At 42.2% G+C, this 16,623-nt stretch carries 2 protein-coding genes and 2 pseudogenes; all 4 read right to left on the bottom strand.

What is annotated here, in order from left to right; genetic code table 11:
• Positions 1-344: 344 nt before the first annotated feature.
• The 4 genes and pseudogenes from AC25Y1_RS04850 to AC25Y1_RS04835 all read right to left on the bottom strand — a co-directional run bounded on the left by AC25Y1_RS04850 (position 345) and on the right by AC25Y1_RS04835 (position 16,188).
• Positions 345-4,313: a S8 family serine peptidase gene (locus AC25Y1_RS04850; protein ID WP_488146829.1), complete on the bottom strand. Its 3,969-nt coding sequence runs from the start codon at positions 4,311-4,313 to the stop codon at positions 345-347.
• 201 nt (positions 4,314-4,514) lie between these two features.
• Positions 4,515-5,375, bottom strand: a pseudogene (locus AC25Y1_RS04845) (cell wall-binding repeat-containing protein); the annotation flags it as partial.
• Positions 5,376-5,414: 39 nt separating this feature from the next.
• Positions 5,415-9,551 (bottom strand): annotated as a pseudogene (locus AC25Y1_RS04840) (S8 family serine peptidase); the annotation flags it as partial.
• A 697-nt stretch (positions 9,552-10,248) separates the two neighbouring features.
• Positions 10,249-16,188 (bottom strand): S8 family serine peptidase, encoded by a 5,940-nt coding sequence (locus AC25Y1_RS04835; protein ID WP_488146828.1) that lies wholly within the window; start codon positions 16,186-16,188, stop codon positions 10,249-10,251.
• Positions 16,189-16,623: the final 435 nt, after the last annotated feature.

Here is a 16,623-nt window from a genome sequence, read left to right as displayed (position 1 = left end):
TTTCCCCCAGAATCGTTTTGATAGAATAGTAATCCAACTTAAAAACACCTTAAGCTGCTTCCGATACTTTTCGTGAAGTTCTTAGGTGTCATAGAATCTTGATGATTCTTCTACTTTCAATTGTGCGACTGTCAAATTCTTTCTTTTAGGTATTCACCTCCACTATAATTAACAAGTTTTCATCAATATCCCTATCGTAGAACATAATAATCAATAAATCAATATAATTTTAGACTATTCTGGTTATTCAACACTACTAGACAGATATCGACATTTTCCTTGTCGTTTTTCGTCGTCAACATCAATAAAACCCATCTTCACAAGTCGAAGATGGGTCTTGTTATTTACTGTAACAATTTCTCCAATTCACTCGCCACTTTTTTACTAACGGCTGTTTCTCCGCCGAAAATGGTGAGGTGTTTTGTTTTGTTTTCTGTGATGTAATTTGTGACGACTTCTGGGACTCGGTCATGGACGAGTAGGACTGTGCTGTTATTTTTAGCTGCAAATACTGCGCCGGTTAGGGCATCTGCATATCCTTTTCCAGTTGCCACATAGACATTTTCCCCTTGCCCGCCGAAATGCTTGGCTACTTGGCTATTTGTTTCGTAGCGGTCTTGGCCGGCTAATCGCGTCATCGATGGCAATTGGTTTGCGACATCGTCAGAAACGACTGTCTTTCCGCCAACAACAATTGTTTTTGTTGTTTTTAGTTCCGCTAGTTTATTTTTCGTGGCTGTTGGTAGTTTAGTTGCTTGTGTTAATAAAATCGGTAATCCTTTTGTTGCAGCATGTGAGGCGACAGATAATGCATCTGGGAAATCCATCCCGTTGACGATGACTGCCTCGTCCGTTCCATTCGGTGCGACAAATGACGCTATTTTTGCTGCTGTTTCGAAACGGTCACTTCCTGCTATCCGTGTAACTTTCAATCCTGCTTGTTCAAGTTCTTTGACAACTGTTTCATTCACTGCGGTTGCCCCGCCTAATACAATAATTTCTTTTGCACCAAGTCTTCTGATCTCCGCTAGTGTTTCAGCGCCAATTTTTTTACTGACAGTTAGTAAAATCGGGGCTTTCATTTCATGTGCAAGTGGTACGCCTGCGAGTGCATCTGCAAAGCCATCGCCACGTGCTAGGACGACTTTATCGGATTTTGTCCACCCTTGTCGGCTAATTTCAATTGCTGTTAAATAACGATCTTTTCCAGAAAACCGTTCCATTTTTTGTTGATAGATCATGAGTTTCCCGTCAGCATCTCCTGAGGTTTTATCCCCCACTAAGTCTGTTACGGAAGCACTAATGCTGACATTTTGAATGTTAATATTTCTAGGAACGGTCCATGAACCTTCGTAGACACCAGGTTCAACTTCAATCATGTTGTTCACGCTGGCTGGTGATGTGTCTTGTGCTGGAAATTTCACTTCAAAATTTGCATCACCATGTGTAACATTCGTTTTCATCGTCACTTTTACAACTTCACCAGGTAAAACATATTGATCTTCCAGCGGCGTGATTTGTTCGATTGTTGGTTCTTCGGTAATATACACTGCTGTTACGGGACTCGATTGTCCTGTTAATTTACCATCCAACATAGAGACAGCGATTAGTTTATTGTCGCCGGCGGTTAATGTGACTGGAATTGAAAACATGCCATCTTCACCGACATCGACTATTCCAACTTCTACATCATTATTCTTTAGTTGAATCGTCGTCGTTGGCGATGCTGCGCCTTGAACTACGATATTTTCCCCGTCAAATCCTTCCAACTGTTTTGGCGAATGAATAACAGGATCAGCTACTTCATAACTCACTTTTGCACGAATCATATAGTTCCCGTCTTCAACAAATGCTGGATAAAATTCGCCATCCAAATATTGATAACTTCTTTCTATATAGGGGTTTCCATTATCTGTTCCAAGTCCTGCCGCATTCGGGTATTCCAATGTTTGGACATAGACCATGTAAAAGTCACCGTTTACTTGAATATCATGTTCTGTTAAATCAACACTTGTCCAACCGACTGACACGGCTTCCCCTGCAATTGGTCCGGCTAGTTTTTCACCTGGAAGCCCATCAGGACCAGTTGCATCCCACACTTCAACATTAAAATCCGTGCCGATTGTGTCTGAAAATCCTTTATCTAAGAAATGAAACAGGCCTTCCGTGACAAATGCGTGGTCTTTGTCTTCAGGCAGAGACATTTTTACTGCCCACCCGGCACCGCTGCCGTAATACATACTGGCATTGTCAATTGCACCGTTATCATAACCAATTTCATCGCCCGGATAGGTGAAGATTGGGCTTAGTGAAACATCGATATTTCCACTATCACCGCTAATTGTAATCGTTACTTCTTTGCTATGAAAACCACTTTTCGTTGCTTTTAATTTGTATGTGCCTTCGTGAGCCGTGAGACTGTAGGAACCATCCGCATTGGTCACGATTGGCGTTATATTTGCGTCATCTACAAGTTGCAACATTGCACCTTCAATTGCTTCTCCTGTGATGTCGTTTGTAATTTCCCCGTTGATTGTTGCTAGTGGAATTTCATCTAATGTAAAGTTGGCGTCGATTGTCTGGTCCTTTTTTATAACGACAACGTGTTGTTTCGGATAATAGCCATAGGCTTTTGCTTCGATCGTGAATTGGCCGGTACGATGAGATAAAGAATACGAGCCTTCATCAGGATTTGTATTGACAGATTGCCTACTTTCTACTACCCTCACAGTTCCAGTTAACGGTTCTTGTCCCGCTTTCACAACCTTACCTTGAACTGTGCCGAGTCCTTCTTTAATAGAAGAAACTGCTTGATACGCATTGATTAATCCATAACCGTAGGCGTTATTTGGTGTTTCCGGATGATTTTTGTCGGTTAATGGTTTAGCTGTTTCAATTAATGTGTCGATTACTTCATCGATTGTGAGACTGCCGTTTACTTCATATAATAACGCAATCACGCCAGCGACTGCTGGGGCTGCCATCGATGTGCCGTTCCAGCGATCTTCGTATTTTCCACTAGGCACAGATGAGCGAATATTAACGCCTGGCGCTGAAATATCTGGTTTAATCTCCCCGTACGGTGAAGGGCCGCGCAGCGAAAAGTTTGCGACCGTATTATTACTGTTGGTTGCGCCAACAGCGAAGGATTCTGGATAATTCGCTGGGCTTGAGATCGATTCTGGTCCACCGGGATTAAACATGGTCGTATTTCCTGCTGCAAAGAGCGGGAATATATGTGCGTTTCTCCATTCAATCACGACATCGCGGTACCATTCGTCTAGTCCCGGTCCGCCACTCCATGAGTTGTTTACAATATCTGGCGCTAGGTCGACGCGCGTATTGCCGTTTTCATCGGTGGGGGCTAAAATCCATTCCGCCGCTTCCAATAAATCCGAATCATCTCCGCCGTCCTCGGAAAATGCTTTGACTGCAATCCATTTCGCACCAGGTGCTACCCCAATTTTGTTGTTCCCATCGGTGCCGTTTCCGACAATTGTTCCTGTCACGTGTGTGCCGTGGTCTATGTCGTCATATGGTGTTTTTTTGCCTGTTACCGCATCGAACCAGTTAAAATTATGATCAACTTTTCCTGTCTTTGTGTCGTACCCACGATAATTTTCTTTGAGCGCTGGATGATCCCATTGGACACCTGAATCGATTGTCGCCACTACGACGCCTGTTCCGTCAATTCCCATATCCCAAACGGACGCGGCCCCAACTCTTTCTACGTTCCACTCGACGTTTTCAGGTGTTGTCTTTGGTGCTGTTTCGAGTGTTGTTGACTTGATTAATTGGCGGGTTTCGTTTGGCAAGATTTTCTCGATTTCAGAAAATGTTGCTAGTTTTTCAGCTACTTCTTTTGTCGCTGTGACTGAAATCCCGTTTACGATGAAAAATGATTTGATTTCATCCACATTGCCATTCTTTTTTTCTTGTTCTAAGTATTTTAGTACATTTTCTTGTTCATATTGGGCGGTTGCTTTCAGCTCCGATACGACCGCTGAACGTTGTAGGAATCGTTCATCATGTGAAGATAGCATTCTTTTTGCTGCGTTTGTTTTTACACGTTGTACCGCTTTTGTGGTGTCCGCTTTTTCTTTGAACTTTATGAGAAAGGATACTTTTTCGTCATCTGCAAATTCACTTGCTAGGCGACTACTCATTTTTTCTGTTTTGCTTGTTTCATTGAATCGTACGTATGTATCTGATGAATTTGCACTGACCAACGCTGGTGTTAGTAATGAAAACATCATCAGGAATGAAGCGATGACACTAAAGATCTGTGTTTTTAGTCGATGTTTTTTCTTCATTTTATTTCCCCCTTTGTATAGCAAATCTAAAATCACTTTATTTCTCTAAAATTATGACTATACTATCTATGGTAATAATACTCGTTGAATTCGTCAATTGTTTACAGGGAGAAACAGTTTAATAGAGTGGTTATACGATTAATACAATTCAAGCAATAAAAAATAGAGCCCAATTGAATGGGCTCTATCTTCCTACAACTATTAATCAATCAATCTCTTCAACTCATTGTACACTTTTTCGCTTACGGCATTTTCTCCACCGAAGATTGTAATGTTCTTAACTTCTTTATCAGTGATATAGTCAACGACTGTTACTGGTACTTTAGCATGGACGAGTAGCACTGCGCTATTCGTTTTACCCGCTAAGACTGCGCCAGTTAATGCATCGGCATAATCTGTACCAGTTGCAACGTAGTAATGGTCGTTATCCACATTGTAATGTTCCGCGATTAGCGTGTTTGTGATATAACGATCGTCTCCGCCTAGGCGAGTTGCGTTTGGTAGATTAGCTTCAACAGCTTCAGAAACAACTGTTTTACCACCGACTACGATTGTGTCAGTTGTGTTCAGCGCATCTAGTGCAGCTTGTGTTTCTGCAGGAATTTTGTCCGCTTCTGTTAATAGAATCGGCGTTCCTGCTTGTGCAGCATGCGATGCAACAGATAGTGCATCGGGGAAGTCCATGCCATTGGCAATGACGACTTCATCCGCGCCGTTTGGAGCAATTAGCCTTGCAATGGCTGCCGCTGTAGCGAATCGGTTCGCACCAGAAGCACGTTCTACTGTTAAATTAGCTTTTGACAGTTTGTTAGCAACATCTTCGCTAACAGCACTCTCGCCACCTAGTACAATAACGATACTTGCGCCTAGGCGCTCAATTTCTTCGAGTACGCCATCTGTTAACTTATTCGTTTGTGTTAATAAAATTGGTGCATTTACTTTATGCGCTAGTGGAACACCAGCTAGTGCATCCGCAAAATTATCTCCGCGCGCAACGATTACCGTATCAGCGGATTCCCAACCATTTTGGCTAATTTCAATTGCTGTTTGATAGCGATCCAGACCAGATATGCGGTCTATTTCACCTGATGATCCAGGAAGAATCTTAATTGTTCCTGAAGCTTCTTCTGTTACTTTATTGCCAGCAGTGTCTGTGAATTCTACAACAACAACCAATGCATTTTCAAACGTGGCTTCTGGAACAGTCCAAATTCCTTTATAGAATCCAGGTGTTATTTCTTCCATCTCATTTGCCGTAGAAGATTGTAATTTTTTCTGACCAGGAAGTTGTACCGTAAAGCTTGCTTCCCCGCCCTCTGTCGTACTTTCGAAAGAAACTTCTACTTCATCGCCAGCTTTGACTTTTAGGTCTTTTGACGGTTGTAGATTTTTTATGCCAGGCGCTTCTTTGTCCACAGTGATTGTGACTGTTTTCGTTTCTTTGTTACCAGCTAAATCGGTCGCAACTACTGTGATTTCGAAGGTACCATCTTTAACTATAAGCTCTTTAGAGTAGCTGCCGTCTTCTTCAACAGATGCTGTCTCACCGTTCACTGTAATAGAATCTAGATGTTCATCTGATACAGTTCCTTCGACAACTACTGTATTCTTATTTGTTACTTCTCCGTCAACTGGACTGTCAAGCGTTAGTTCAGGTGCTGCCGTGTCTAGAGTTACGGTAACAGGCTCAGATTCTCCAATTACTTGACCTCTGGATGATGTTATTGCTGTCAACTCGTTTGCACCTTCGGTTAGTTCAGCTTGAAGTGCAAAACTTCCATCGTCTCCAATATCAGCTGTTCCCTGCTCTTCTCCATTATTCGCCAATTGAATTGTCGTAGTTGGATCAGCAGTTCCTTCAACAGTAATATCGGCTTCATTTGTTATTAATCCCTCAACTGGGGAAGTAATAGTAGGTGCACCGATTTCATAAGACACTCGTGCACGAATCATAAAGTTTCCTTCATCGCCAAATGATTCCATCCATTCGCCATAAGCATATACGTAATTTCTTCCGGAGTATGGATCATCCATATCGGCCGCCAAACCAGGTGCATATGGATCTGATTTCGTTTGAATGTAGACCATATAGAAATCACCATCAACGACGATATTGTGGTCCATAAGATCAACGACTGTCCAAGTACCGTCTCGTAATGCGTTTGCATTTATTGGTCCTGCAAGTTTCTCCCCTGGGTTACCATCTGAACCAGCATCCCAAACTTCAACTGCAAATTCAGTTCCACCCGGTTCTGGCCATTCTGTATCCCAGAATTGGAATACACCGTCCGTGACGATTGCAGAATCTTCGCCTTCAGGTAAAGACATTTTAACCGCCCAACCATTTCCCGCCTCGTAGAATGCATGCGCATTTTCGGCTGTTCCATCGTCATAGCCAATCTCTCCACCCGGATAGGTGTAATGCGGTTCGAGTGCTACATCGATTTTAATGCCGTCCTCATCAATTGTTACCCAGACCTCTTCACTATGGTAACCAGGTGCAATTACCTTTAACGTATACGTACCTTCGTAGGCAGTAATTGAATAGCTTCCATTGTCATCAGTCTTTACCGGTAAAACATTTGCATCTTCAACTAAGAGTAACGTTGCTCCCTCAATCGCATTTCCAGTTGACTCATCGGTAACTAGACCATTAACCGCACCTTTTACCGATTCTTCTAAGGTGAAATCAGCTCTTGTTTCTTCACCGTCTTTGATAGCTACTTCTTGTTGTTTAGATTCATAACCATAAGCGCCCGCTTCGATTGTGAATGCGCCAACCGGGAGATTAAGTGAATAGGATCCATCAGCAGGATTTGTAGATACTGACTTCCCTAGTTCAATTACGCTTACTTGTGCACCTAATGGAAGGGACATAGGAGTAATTGAAGTCACTGATGCCGCTTCTTTCTTAGTTTCCAGTGCGCTGAATTCATTCGGATCGGAATCTAGTAAATAAACATCATCAATATACCAACCTTCTTCTTCTAAACCTTCGTCAGAAGTAGCGTTAAAGCCAATATATATTGTTTGTCCAGCGTAGTCCGACAAATCAACTGAGGCATTTTCCCATCCGTCTGAATAACCTTCTACTGTCATAAGTTCCGTCCAGTTCTCCTGATCCGTAGAAACAACTACATAACCGAAGTCAAAGGACGAACCATCCCCATACGATTCAAGACTATGCCAGTGTTGAAAGTTTAAATAAGAATCTTCATCCGCCGGCAACGCCATTGGTGGCATTTGAAGCGTAGCATTCATTCTTGGCAAGTAGCTTTCATCAAGATTTGTTGCGTACACTTTTTCGCCAGAATACGCTTTTTTAGGCCCCATAGTAGGTGCCCCCCACTCCCATGTATCTCTTTTTCCCGAAGATGACCAACCATCAGGGGTGTCTTCAAAATCTTCGAAATACAAAGGAGTTCCAACTGTCAGTAAGTATTCATCACTTACGACTTCATTATTTCCAAAATCGTTAATGACCCACTCATACGTGATTGAACCTTCAGTAATTTCCTCAGCGGGAATTGTTGCAACATACATACCATCTTTATAATTACCGGATTTGTGGGTTGCATCCAATGTTTGCGCTTCACCGCCATCAACTTGATAAGCTAATGCGACAGTTGTGACACTAACATTGTCCTTAACTCTAATCGATAAATTCGAGTCCATCCCTGTATACAATTTTTGCGGTGCTGTATGTTCGAATGTTGGCGCCTCATTATCTTCGCCTTCTATTGATACTTGTCCTTTTAACTTACCAAGTCCATCCTCGAGGGCGGACACTGCGAAAAACGCATCAACAAGTCCATGTCCGTATCCATTGTTTGGTGTCTTTGGATATTCATTGTCGGTTAAAGGAGTTGTTGTGCTTAGCAATATTTCTTCCATTTCATCAACGGAAATACTAGCATCAACTTGACGTAACAATGCCGCAACCGCTGCTACTGCCGGTCCAGACATTGACGTTCCATCCCAACCACCTTCATATTCGCCACCAGGGACACTTGAACGAATATTTACCCCAGGTGCTGTAATATCTGGTTTAATCTCACCGTACGGAGAAGGTCCTCTTAGAGAGAATCCTGCAACTTTATTATTAATATCAATTGCTCCTGTGGCAAATGATTCTGGGTAGTTTGCAGGTACTGCAACTGAACCTGGACCGCCTGGATTAAAAAAAGTTGTATTCCCCGCCGAAAACTCAGGGAAAATTTCGGCTGCTCTCCAAGCTATGACAGCGTCACGGTACCACTCATCAAGTCCTGGTCCACCGCCCCATGAGTTGTTTACAACATCAGGAGCATTGTTAACGTCGCCGCCTGGGGCAAGCATCCATTCTGCCGCTGCTAGTAAAATATCATCTGTTGTTTCACCGTAGTCATCAAATACTTTGGCAGCAATCCATTTCGCGCCAGGAGCCACACCGATTTGGTTAGATCCATCTGGTTCACTTCCTACCATTGTTCCGGTAACATGAGTTCCGTGCCCATAATCATCAAACGGAACATCTTCTCCTCCGGAAGGGTCGAACCAACTAGACTCATGGTCAACTTCCCCTGTTTCTGCATTATAACCACGATATTTCTCCATTAATGCTGGATGATCCCACTCCACGCCAGTATCAATGCTGGCAACTACAGTACCTGTGCCATCAAAGCCGAGTGCCCAAGCTTTTGGCGCATTTACACGCTCAACATTCCACTCAACGTTTGCTAAAGTAGATTGCGGCGCTTCTTCATCTGTAATAGTCGCTTGATGTAATTGACGTGTCTCGTTTGGTAATATTTTTTCAACTTCTGCAAAAGTTGCAATCTTTTTGGCAACCTCTTTAGTAGCTGTAACCGCCATTCCATTGACGATATAGTACGAATGAACGTCTTCAACATTACCATTCTTCGTCTCGGCCTCTAAATATTCCATAACATTTTGCTGAGATTCAATAGATACGGATTTTAGATTAGATACGACGGCTGAGCGCTGTTGAAACTTCCCCTCTTGTGCAGATAGACTTTTCGACACTGCACTCGCTTTCGCTTCCTTTGCAACTTTTGCAGCATCTGATTTTTCTTTGAACTTAACTAGAAATGTTACTTTCTCATTGTTATCAAATTCGCTTAGTAAACGTTCACTAACTTTGTCTTTAGCGCTAGTTTTAGTGTCGTTTACAGAATGGTGCGTTTTGTTATTTGACTCTGCTGCAGCAAATCCAGGTGCTAGTAGTGAAAAGATCATAAGAAAAGAGGCGAATATATTAAAAATCCTCTTTTGTGATTGCTTCTTTTTCCGCAATAAAATTTCCCCCTTAGAATATAATGCTTTTTTACGAATCCTGGTGCTTCTTTTTTCATGTTTAATTGATTTTGACAAGCAAAAAAACCTACAGAGACTTACCGTAGCCATCGTCTTCATGGGTGACGGTTTGCTTCAATCAATTGGCAAGAAATCTATAACTCTATTTTCCCCCCCATCCTTGAGACTAGTATGGAATACTCACAGCCTCACCTTTTTTTCCTAGAAATATAGGAACAAATTAACCATAGAATATTATGAAAACTTTGTCAAGTTCGTATCTTCCTAGTCTGAATAATTGATTCGCAAACAATATTTTGCTGTGATTCAGTCGCCACGGATTTAAGATTTTCATGACTGCTGAATCTCAATAAAGCTTCGACTTTTCCGCTGATACTAACCATCGGTAGGGAAGATACGGCGGCTCAGATAGCGATGTTAATGATGAAATAAATAATTTCCTCGAAAAACAAAGGAAAGAGGCATTTTCTGTTCAATTAAGAACGGAAAACACCTCTTTTTTTTAGGGTTAAAGCTTCTAATAAAAGTATGGTTACTCTAATTTTTATCGTTCAAATAAATCAAATAGATTTACAGAAAAATAGAGCCCAACAAAATGGGCTCTACTCTTTTACAACTCTTAATCAATCAGTCTCTTCAACTCGTTGAATACTTCTGCACTTACGGCATTTTCTCCACCGAAGATTGTAATGTTCTTAACTTCTTTATCAGTAATATAATCAACGACTGTTTCTGGAACTTTTGCATGGACGAGTAGCACTGCGCTATTCGTTTTACCAGCTAAGACTGCGCCAGTTAGTGCATCAGCGTAATCTCTACCAGTTGCAACGTAGTAATGGTCGTTATCCACATTGTAATGTTCCGCGATTAGCGTATTTGTGATATAACGGTCTTTTCCGCCTAGGCGAGTTGCGTTTGGCAGATCAGCTTCAACAGCTTCAGAAACAACTGTTTTACCACCGACTACGATTGTGTCAGTTGTGTTCAGCGCATCTAGTGCAGCTTGTGTTTCGGCAGGAATTTTATCCGTTTCCGTTAATAGAATCGGCGTTCCTGCTTGTGCAGCATGCGATGCAACCGATAGTGCGTCAGGGAAGTCCATGCCATTGGCAATGACGACCTCATCGGCTCCATTTGGTGCAATTAAGTTTGCAATTGCAGCCGCTGTAGCGAATCGGTTCGCACCAGAAGCACGTTCTACTTCTAAATCAGCTTTAGAAAGTTCGTTAGAAACAGCTTTGCTAACAGCACTTTCGCCACCTAGTACAATAACGATACTTGCGCCTAGGCGCTCAATTTCTTCGAGTACACCATCTGTTAACTCTTTTGTTTGTGTTAATAAAATTGGTGCGTTTACTGAATGCGCCAATGGCACACCAGCGAGTGCATCTGCAAAATTATCTCCGCGCGCAACGATTACCGTATCAGCTGATTCCCAACCGTTTTGGCTAATTTCGATTGCCGTTAGATAACGATCATCACCGGATATGCGATCTATTTCACCTGGAATTTCAGGTTCTGGATCTGGATCTGGATCTGGATCTGGTTCAGGCTCAACAGCTGTAGGAAGAATCGTGATTGTTCCTGCTGCTTCTTCTGTTACTCTATTGCCAGCAGTGTCTGTTAGTTCTACAACAATCACTAGATTTTCATTAACCGCTTCCGGAACAGTCCAAGTTCCTTGATAGAATCCAGGCGTTATTTCTTCCATCTGAGTTGCTGCAGAAGATTGTGGTGTATTTTGACCAGGAAGCTGTACTGTAAAGCTCGCTTCCCCACCTTCTGTTTCACTTTCGAATGAAACGACTACATCATCGCCAGCTTCGACAGTAACGTCTTCTGACGGTTGTAGATTTTCAATGACTGGTGCTTCTTGACTTACTGTAATTGTAACTGATTTCGTTTCCGAGTTACCGGCTTGGTCAGTTGCAACTACTGTAATTTCGTTGGCACCTTCTTCAACTGTAAGTCGTTTAAAGTAGCTACCATCTTCTTCAACAGCTGCTTCTTCACCGTTGACTGTTACAGAATCAAGATTTTCATCTGACACAGTTCCTTCAACGCCAACTGTATTTTTATTTGTTACATCCCCGTCTCTTGGACTATCAATCGTTAATGCTGGGGCTGTTGTGTCTAACGTGACTGTTACTGATTCAGAAGAACCAGCAGCATCCCCATCGATTAACGTGACTGCAACAAATTCGTTCATACCTTCTGTTAAGTCCGCCTCGAAACTGAATGCGCCATCATCCTCAATGACAGCTGTTTCAACTTCTTCACCGTTATTAGTCAGTTGAATTGTTGTCGTTGGTGATGCTGTCCCTCCAATTGTAACGCTTTCTTCATTTGTAATATATGAAGATTCTGGCGTTGTAATTGTTGGTTTTTCAACTGCATAATCTACTCGTGCACGGATCATGTAGTTTCCTTCTTCAGCCGGAGATGGAGACCATGCTCCGCCAACGTATTGGTAACTTCTTCCTGCGTTCGGACTACTTTCATCTGTTGCTAGTCCTGGTGCAAGAGGATCTCCCTTCGTTTGAAGGTATACCATGTAGAAGTCACCTTCGACAATGATGCCTTGATCTCTAAGGTCTACTGTTGTCCAAGTACCGTCACGTAATGCCGTGCCGTCAATTGGTCCTGCTAGTTTCTGTCCTGGCATGCCGTCAGATCCTGCATCCCAAACTTCTACCGCAAATTCAGTTCCGCCTGGTACTGGCCATTCTGTATCCCAGAAGCGGAATACACCATCTGTGACAATACCGGAATCTCTTCCTTCAGGCAGAGACATTTTAACTGCCCAACCATTTCCTGCATCGTAGAAAGCACGTGCGTTTTCAGCAGTTCCATCGTCATAACCGATTTCGCCGCCTGGATATGTGTAGAATGGATCGAGTTCAATATTCACTTCAGTTGAATCGGCTCCAATTGTAATCTCAACTTCAGTGCTGTGGAAATTCGATGCCATTACTCTCAACGTATATGTGCCTTCATACGCTGTAAGGGAGTAAGTTCCATCTTCACCTGTTACTACTGGTACAACATTCGCATCTTCAATTAGTAATAAAGTTGCTTCGCTAATTGTCGTTCCAGTTTCACTATTGGTTACTTGTCCTGTAACTGTACCTTGGGCAAGCTCTTCCAATGTGAAATTGGCGATTGTTTCTTCAGCATCTTCTATTGAGACAGTTTGCTGTGAAGTTTCATATCCATAAGCTCCAGCTTCAACAGTGTAATCACCGACTGGTAAGTTTAGTGAGTAAGAACCATCTGCTGGATTTGTCATGACTGATCTTCCAGTTTCAATCACGCTCACTTGTGCGCGAAGTGGAAGTGTTGTTGGTGCATTTTCTACTTTCTGATTTACTTGCGCTGGTGTTTGCGATGTATTTGATAAACCAACATCGTCAATATACCAACCATCCCTCACAACGCTACCATCGGAAAATCCGTGGAAACCGACATAAACGCGTTGATCGCTATAAGCAGATAAATCAATTTCTACATCTGTCCAATCGGTTGTTAAGCCTTGGAATTTTTGTAGTTGCGTCCAGTTTACCTGATCCGTCGAAATCACGACATGACCGTAATCCCAAGCTGTGCCTGATGTTGATTGTTCAAAGTTATGCCAGCTCTTGAAATTCAAGTATGCATCTCCTGCAGGTAAATCAATTGCAGGCATGACAAGTGTCGCGTTCATATTCGCGAGATAGGTACCCGCAAGATTTGTTGCATAAACATTTTCACCGGATGCTGCCCCATTTGGACCGGATGTTGGAACACCCATTTCCCAAGTGTTATTCGCTCCGAATGAATACCAGCCGGAAGGTGCGCCTTCAAAATCTTCGAAGTACCCAATCCCGATTCCTGGTTTTACTTCGACTGTATGGTCCTCAGTTCTTACGACGTTTCCACCGTAATCACTTGTTTCGAAGTAGTAAGTGATTGATTCTCCAGTAACTTGATCTCCTGGAATTGTTGCACTATATGTTCCAGCTAAATCGTTTCCGGAATCTTGTGTTCCTTGAACTACTTGCCAATCTTCATTGGAATCTTTGTAATGAAGATTTACGTAAGAAATTCGTAAGTTATCCGATACGTCTGCTTTCAGTACTAAATCCATATCAGAATAGACTTCAAGTGGTGCAGTGTGGTTGATGACCGGATCTATTTCATCATCACTGTACTGCGATCTTTCTGATAATCCTACATCGTCAATATACCAACCATCTCTATTACCGCTTCCATCAGAGAACGTGTTGAAACCAAGGTAGACGCGTCCACTGTATTCCGACAGGTCAATTTCAGTTGTTAACCAACCATCTGAGATACCTTGGAACATTTGTAGATCTGTCCAGTTCTCGCCATCAGTAGATATTCTCACATGGCCGTAATCCCATGCTCTTCCTGCTGATGATTCTTCGAAGTTATGCCAGTGCTTGAACTGCAAGAAGGAAGGTCCTTCATCAAGATCAACTGGAGGCATAACAAGTGTTGCATTCATGCTGCTATTGTAAAGGCCAGCAAGATTTGTTGCATAGACATTTTCACCGGAATAGGCTTCTCCTGGACCACTTGTAGGCGCGCCCCATTCCCATGCATCATTTGCTCCAGAAGAATACCAACCAACTGGTGCGTAACTTGCATCAAAGTTTTCAAAATAGCCTGTTGTAATTCCCGATTTAACTTCGACTACATACGCATCACTTTCAACTGTGTTGTTTCCATAGTCATTAATCACCCATTTGTACGTGAGTGAAGGAGTCGCGATATCATCGCCTGGAATCGTTACCGCGTAATCACCTGACTTAAAGTCACCTGACTTGCGTGTGGCATCTACAGTTTTCCAACTGTCTCCAGTTTGGTACTGTAATTGGACGTCAGTGATACTGATATCATCACTTGCAAAAACAGATAAATTTAAATCCATTTCTGCATATGTTTCTGCTGGAGCAACGTGTTCAAAAGTTGGAGCTTCAGTATCTTCCCCATCTTCCATGACTTGTCCTTTCAACGTTCCAAGCCCATCTAAAATTGAAGATACAGCTTCAAACGCATCGACGAGTCCATATCCATACCCATGGTTTGGTGATTCTGGATACTGGGAATCTGTTAATGGCGTCGTTGTATCTAGTAAGATTTGTTCCATTTCATCTACTGGTAATGTGGCATTAACTTGACGTAACATTGCCGCAACAGCTGCAACAGCTGGTCCCGACATTGACGTTCCATTCCATCCACCTTCATAGCCGCTACCTGGTACACTTGATCGAATATTTACACCTGGCGCTGTAATATCTGGTTTAATCTCACCGTATGGTGATGGACCTCTGAGTGAGAAACTTGGCACTTGGTTATTAATATCGATTGCACCAGTTGCGAATGATTCACGGTAGTTTGCGGGAACCGCAACTGATCCCGGTCCACCCGGATTTCCTAACGTTGTATTTCCCGCAGAAAATGCAGGGAAAATTTCTGATGCTCTCCAAGCGATAACCGAGTCAAGATACCATTCATCAAGTCCTGGTCCACCGCCCCATGAATTGTTGACAACATCAGGTGCCATATTAACATCGCCACCTGGAGCCAACATCCACTGTGCAGCTCTAAGTAAAATATCATCTGTTGTGCTACCGGCCGCATTAAACACTTTTGCCGCGATCCACTTTGCACCTGGTGCTACACCGACTTGGTTTGCACCATTTGGTTCACTACCAACCATTGTTCCAGTTACATGTGTTCCGTGTCCATGATCATCAAATGCTGCAGATGTTCCACCTGAAGCATCGTACCAGCTATACGTATGGTCTACTGATTCTGCATTTGCATCATAACCACGGTATTTTTCTTTTAATGCTGGATGATCCCACTGGACACCTGTGTCCAAGCTTCCTACGACAGTTCCCGAACCGTCAATTCCAAGCGCCCATGTATCAGGTGCATTGACACGTTCGACGTTCCATTCCACGTTTGCAAGTTCTGATTGTGGTGCAACTTCATCAGTCTTGACAACCGCTTCATATAACTGTCTTTCTTCGTTTGGTAATATTTTATCAACTTCGGCAAAAGCTGCAATTTTCTCTGCAATTTCTTTCGTCGCAGTCACTGCCATTCCGTTAACAATATGGAATGATTCGAAGTTTTCAACATTGCCACGTTCCGTCTCTTTCTCTAAGAATTCAACAACATTATATTGAGATTCCAGAGCGACTGATTTTAAATCAGCTACGACTGCTGAACGCTGTTGAAATAGTGCCTGCCCGGATGATAATTGGTTCGAGTTCGCACTTTCTTTTGCTTCATTTGCAATTTTCATAGGATCAGATTTCGCTTTAAATTTAACTAAAAATGTGACTTGCTCACTATCTTTAAAATCTGATAGTAAACGTTCGCTCATCTTATCTTTGGCATTTGTTTGTGTGCCATTAACCGAATGATTGAGTTTACTAGTTGATGACTCTGCTGCAGCAAATCCAGGTGTTAGTAGTGAAAAGACCATGAGAAAAGAGGCAAATATGCTAAATAACCTCTTTTGAGATTGTTTCTTATTCCTCAATAGATTTTCCTCCCTATGAATAAGTACTGTTGTATGCGAGTCATGCTGAAAAATAGTTCATGATGTCGTTAGCATAATAGTTTGATAAAAAGTCGATCAATTGACTAGTTGTTTTATCCCCCCCTAGCAATTAAACGTAAAAACTATTAAATTCCTCCTCCTTTCGATAGAATACGAACGACTCAACCATAGATTATTTAGAAAAGATTGTCAAGTAATTATTATTTAATTCTGAGTACTTTATATTTTTCGTCTTTATTCGATTAATTATATGTTTTTTCGCCTTTTATAGTTTCTTAGACCTACTTAAACCATTTAATTTGTCGAAAGCTTATGAATTTTTATCCATTCTAAATATTAGTAAGCTATCTTCATACTCATTATTTTTATAGGCATTATAGACTAGGTAGAAGTAAATTATCTTGAGTAAAATTA

The sequence above is a fragment of the Sporosarcina sp. Y1009 genome (assembly GCF_057669865.1).
This window is presented reverse-complemented; position numbering and strand designations above follow the sequence as displayed.

What these genes read in the sequence shown, in the direction of transcription:
- AC25Y1_RS04850 (WP_488146829.1), bottom strand. Translation starts at nt 4,313, where the DNA reads ATGAAGAAAAAACATCGACTAAAAACACAGATCTTTAGTGTCATCGCT.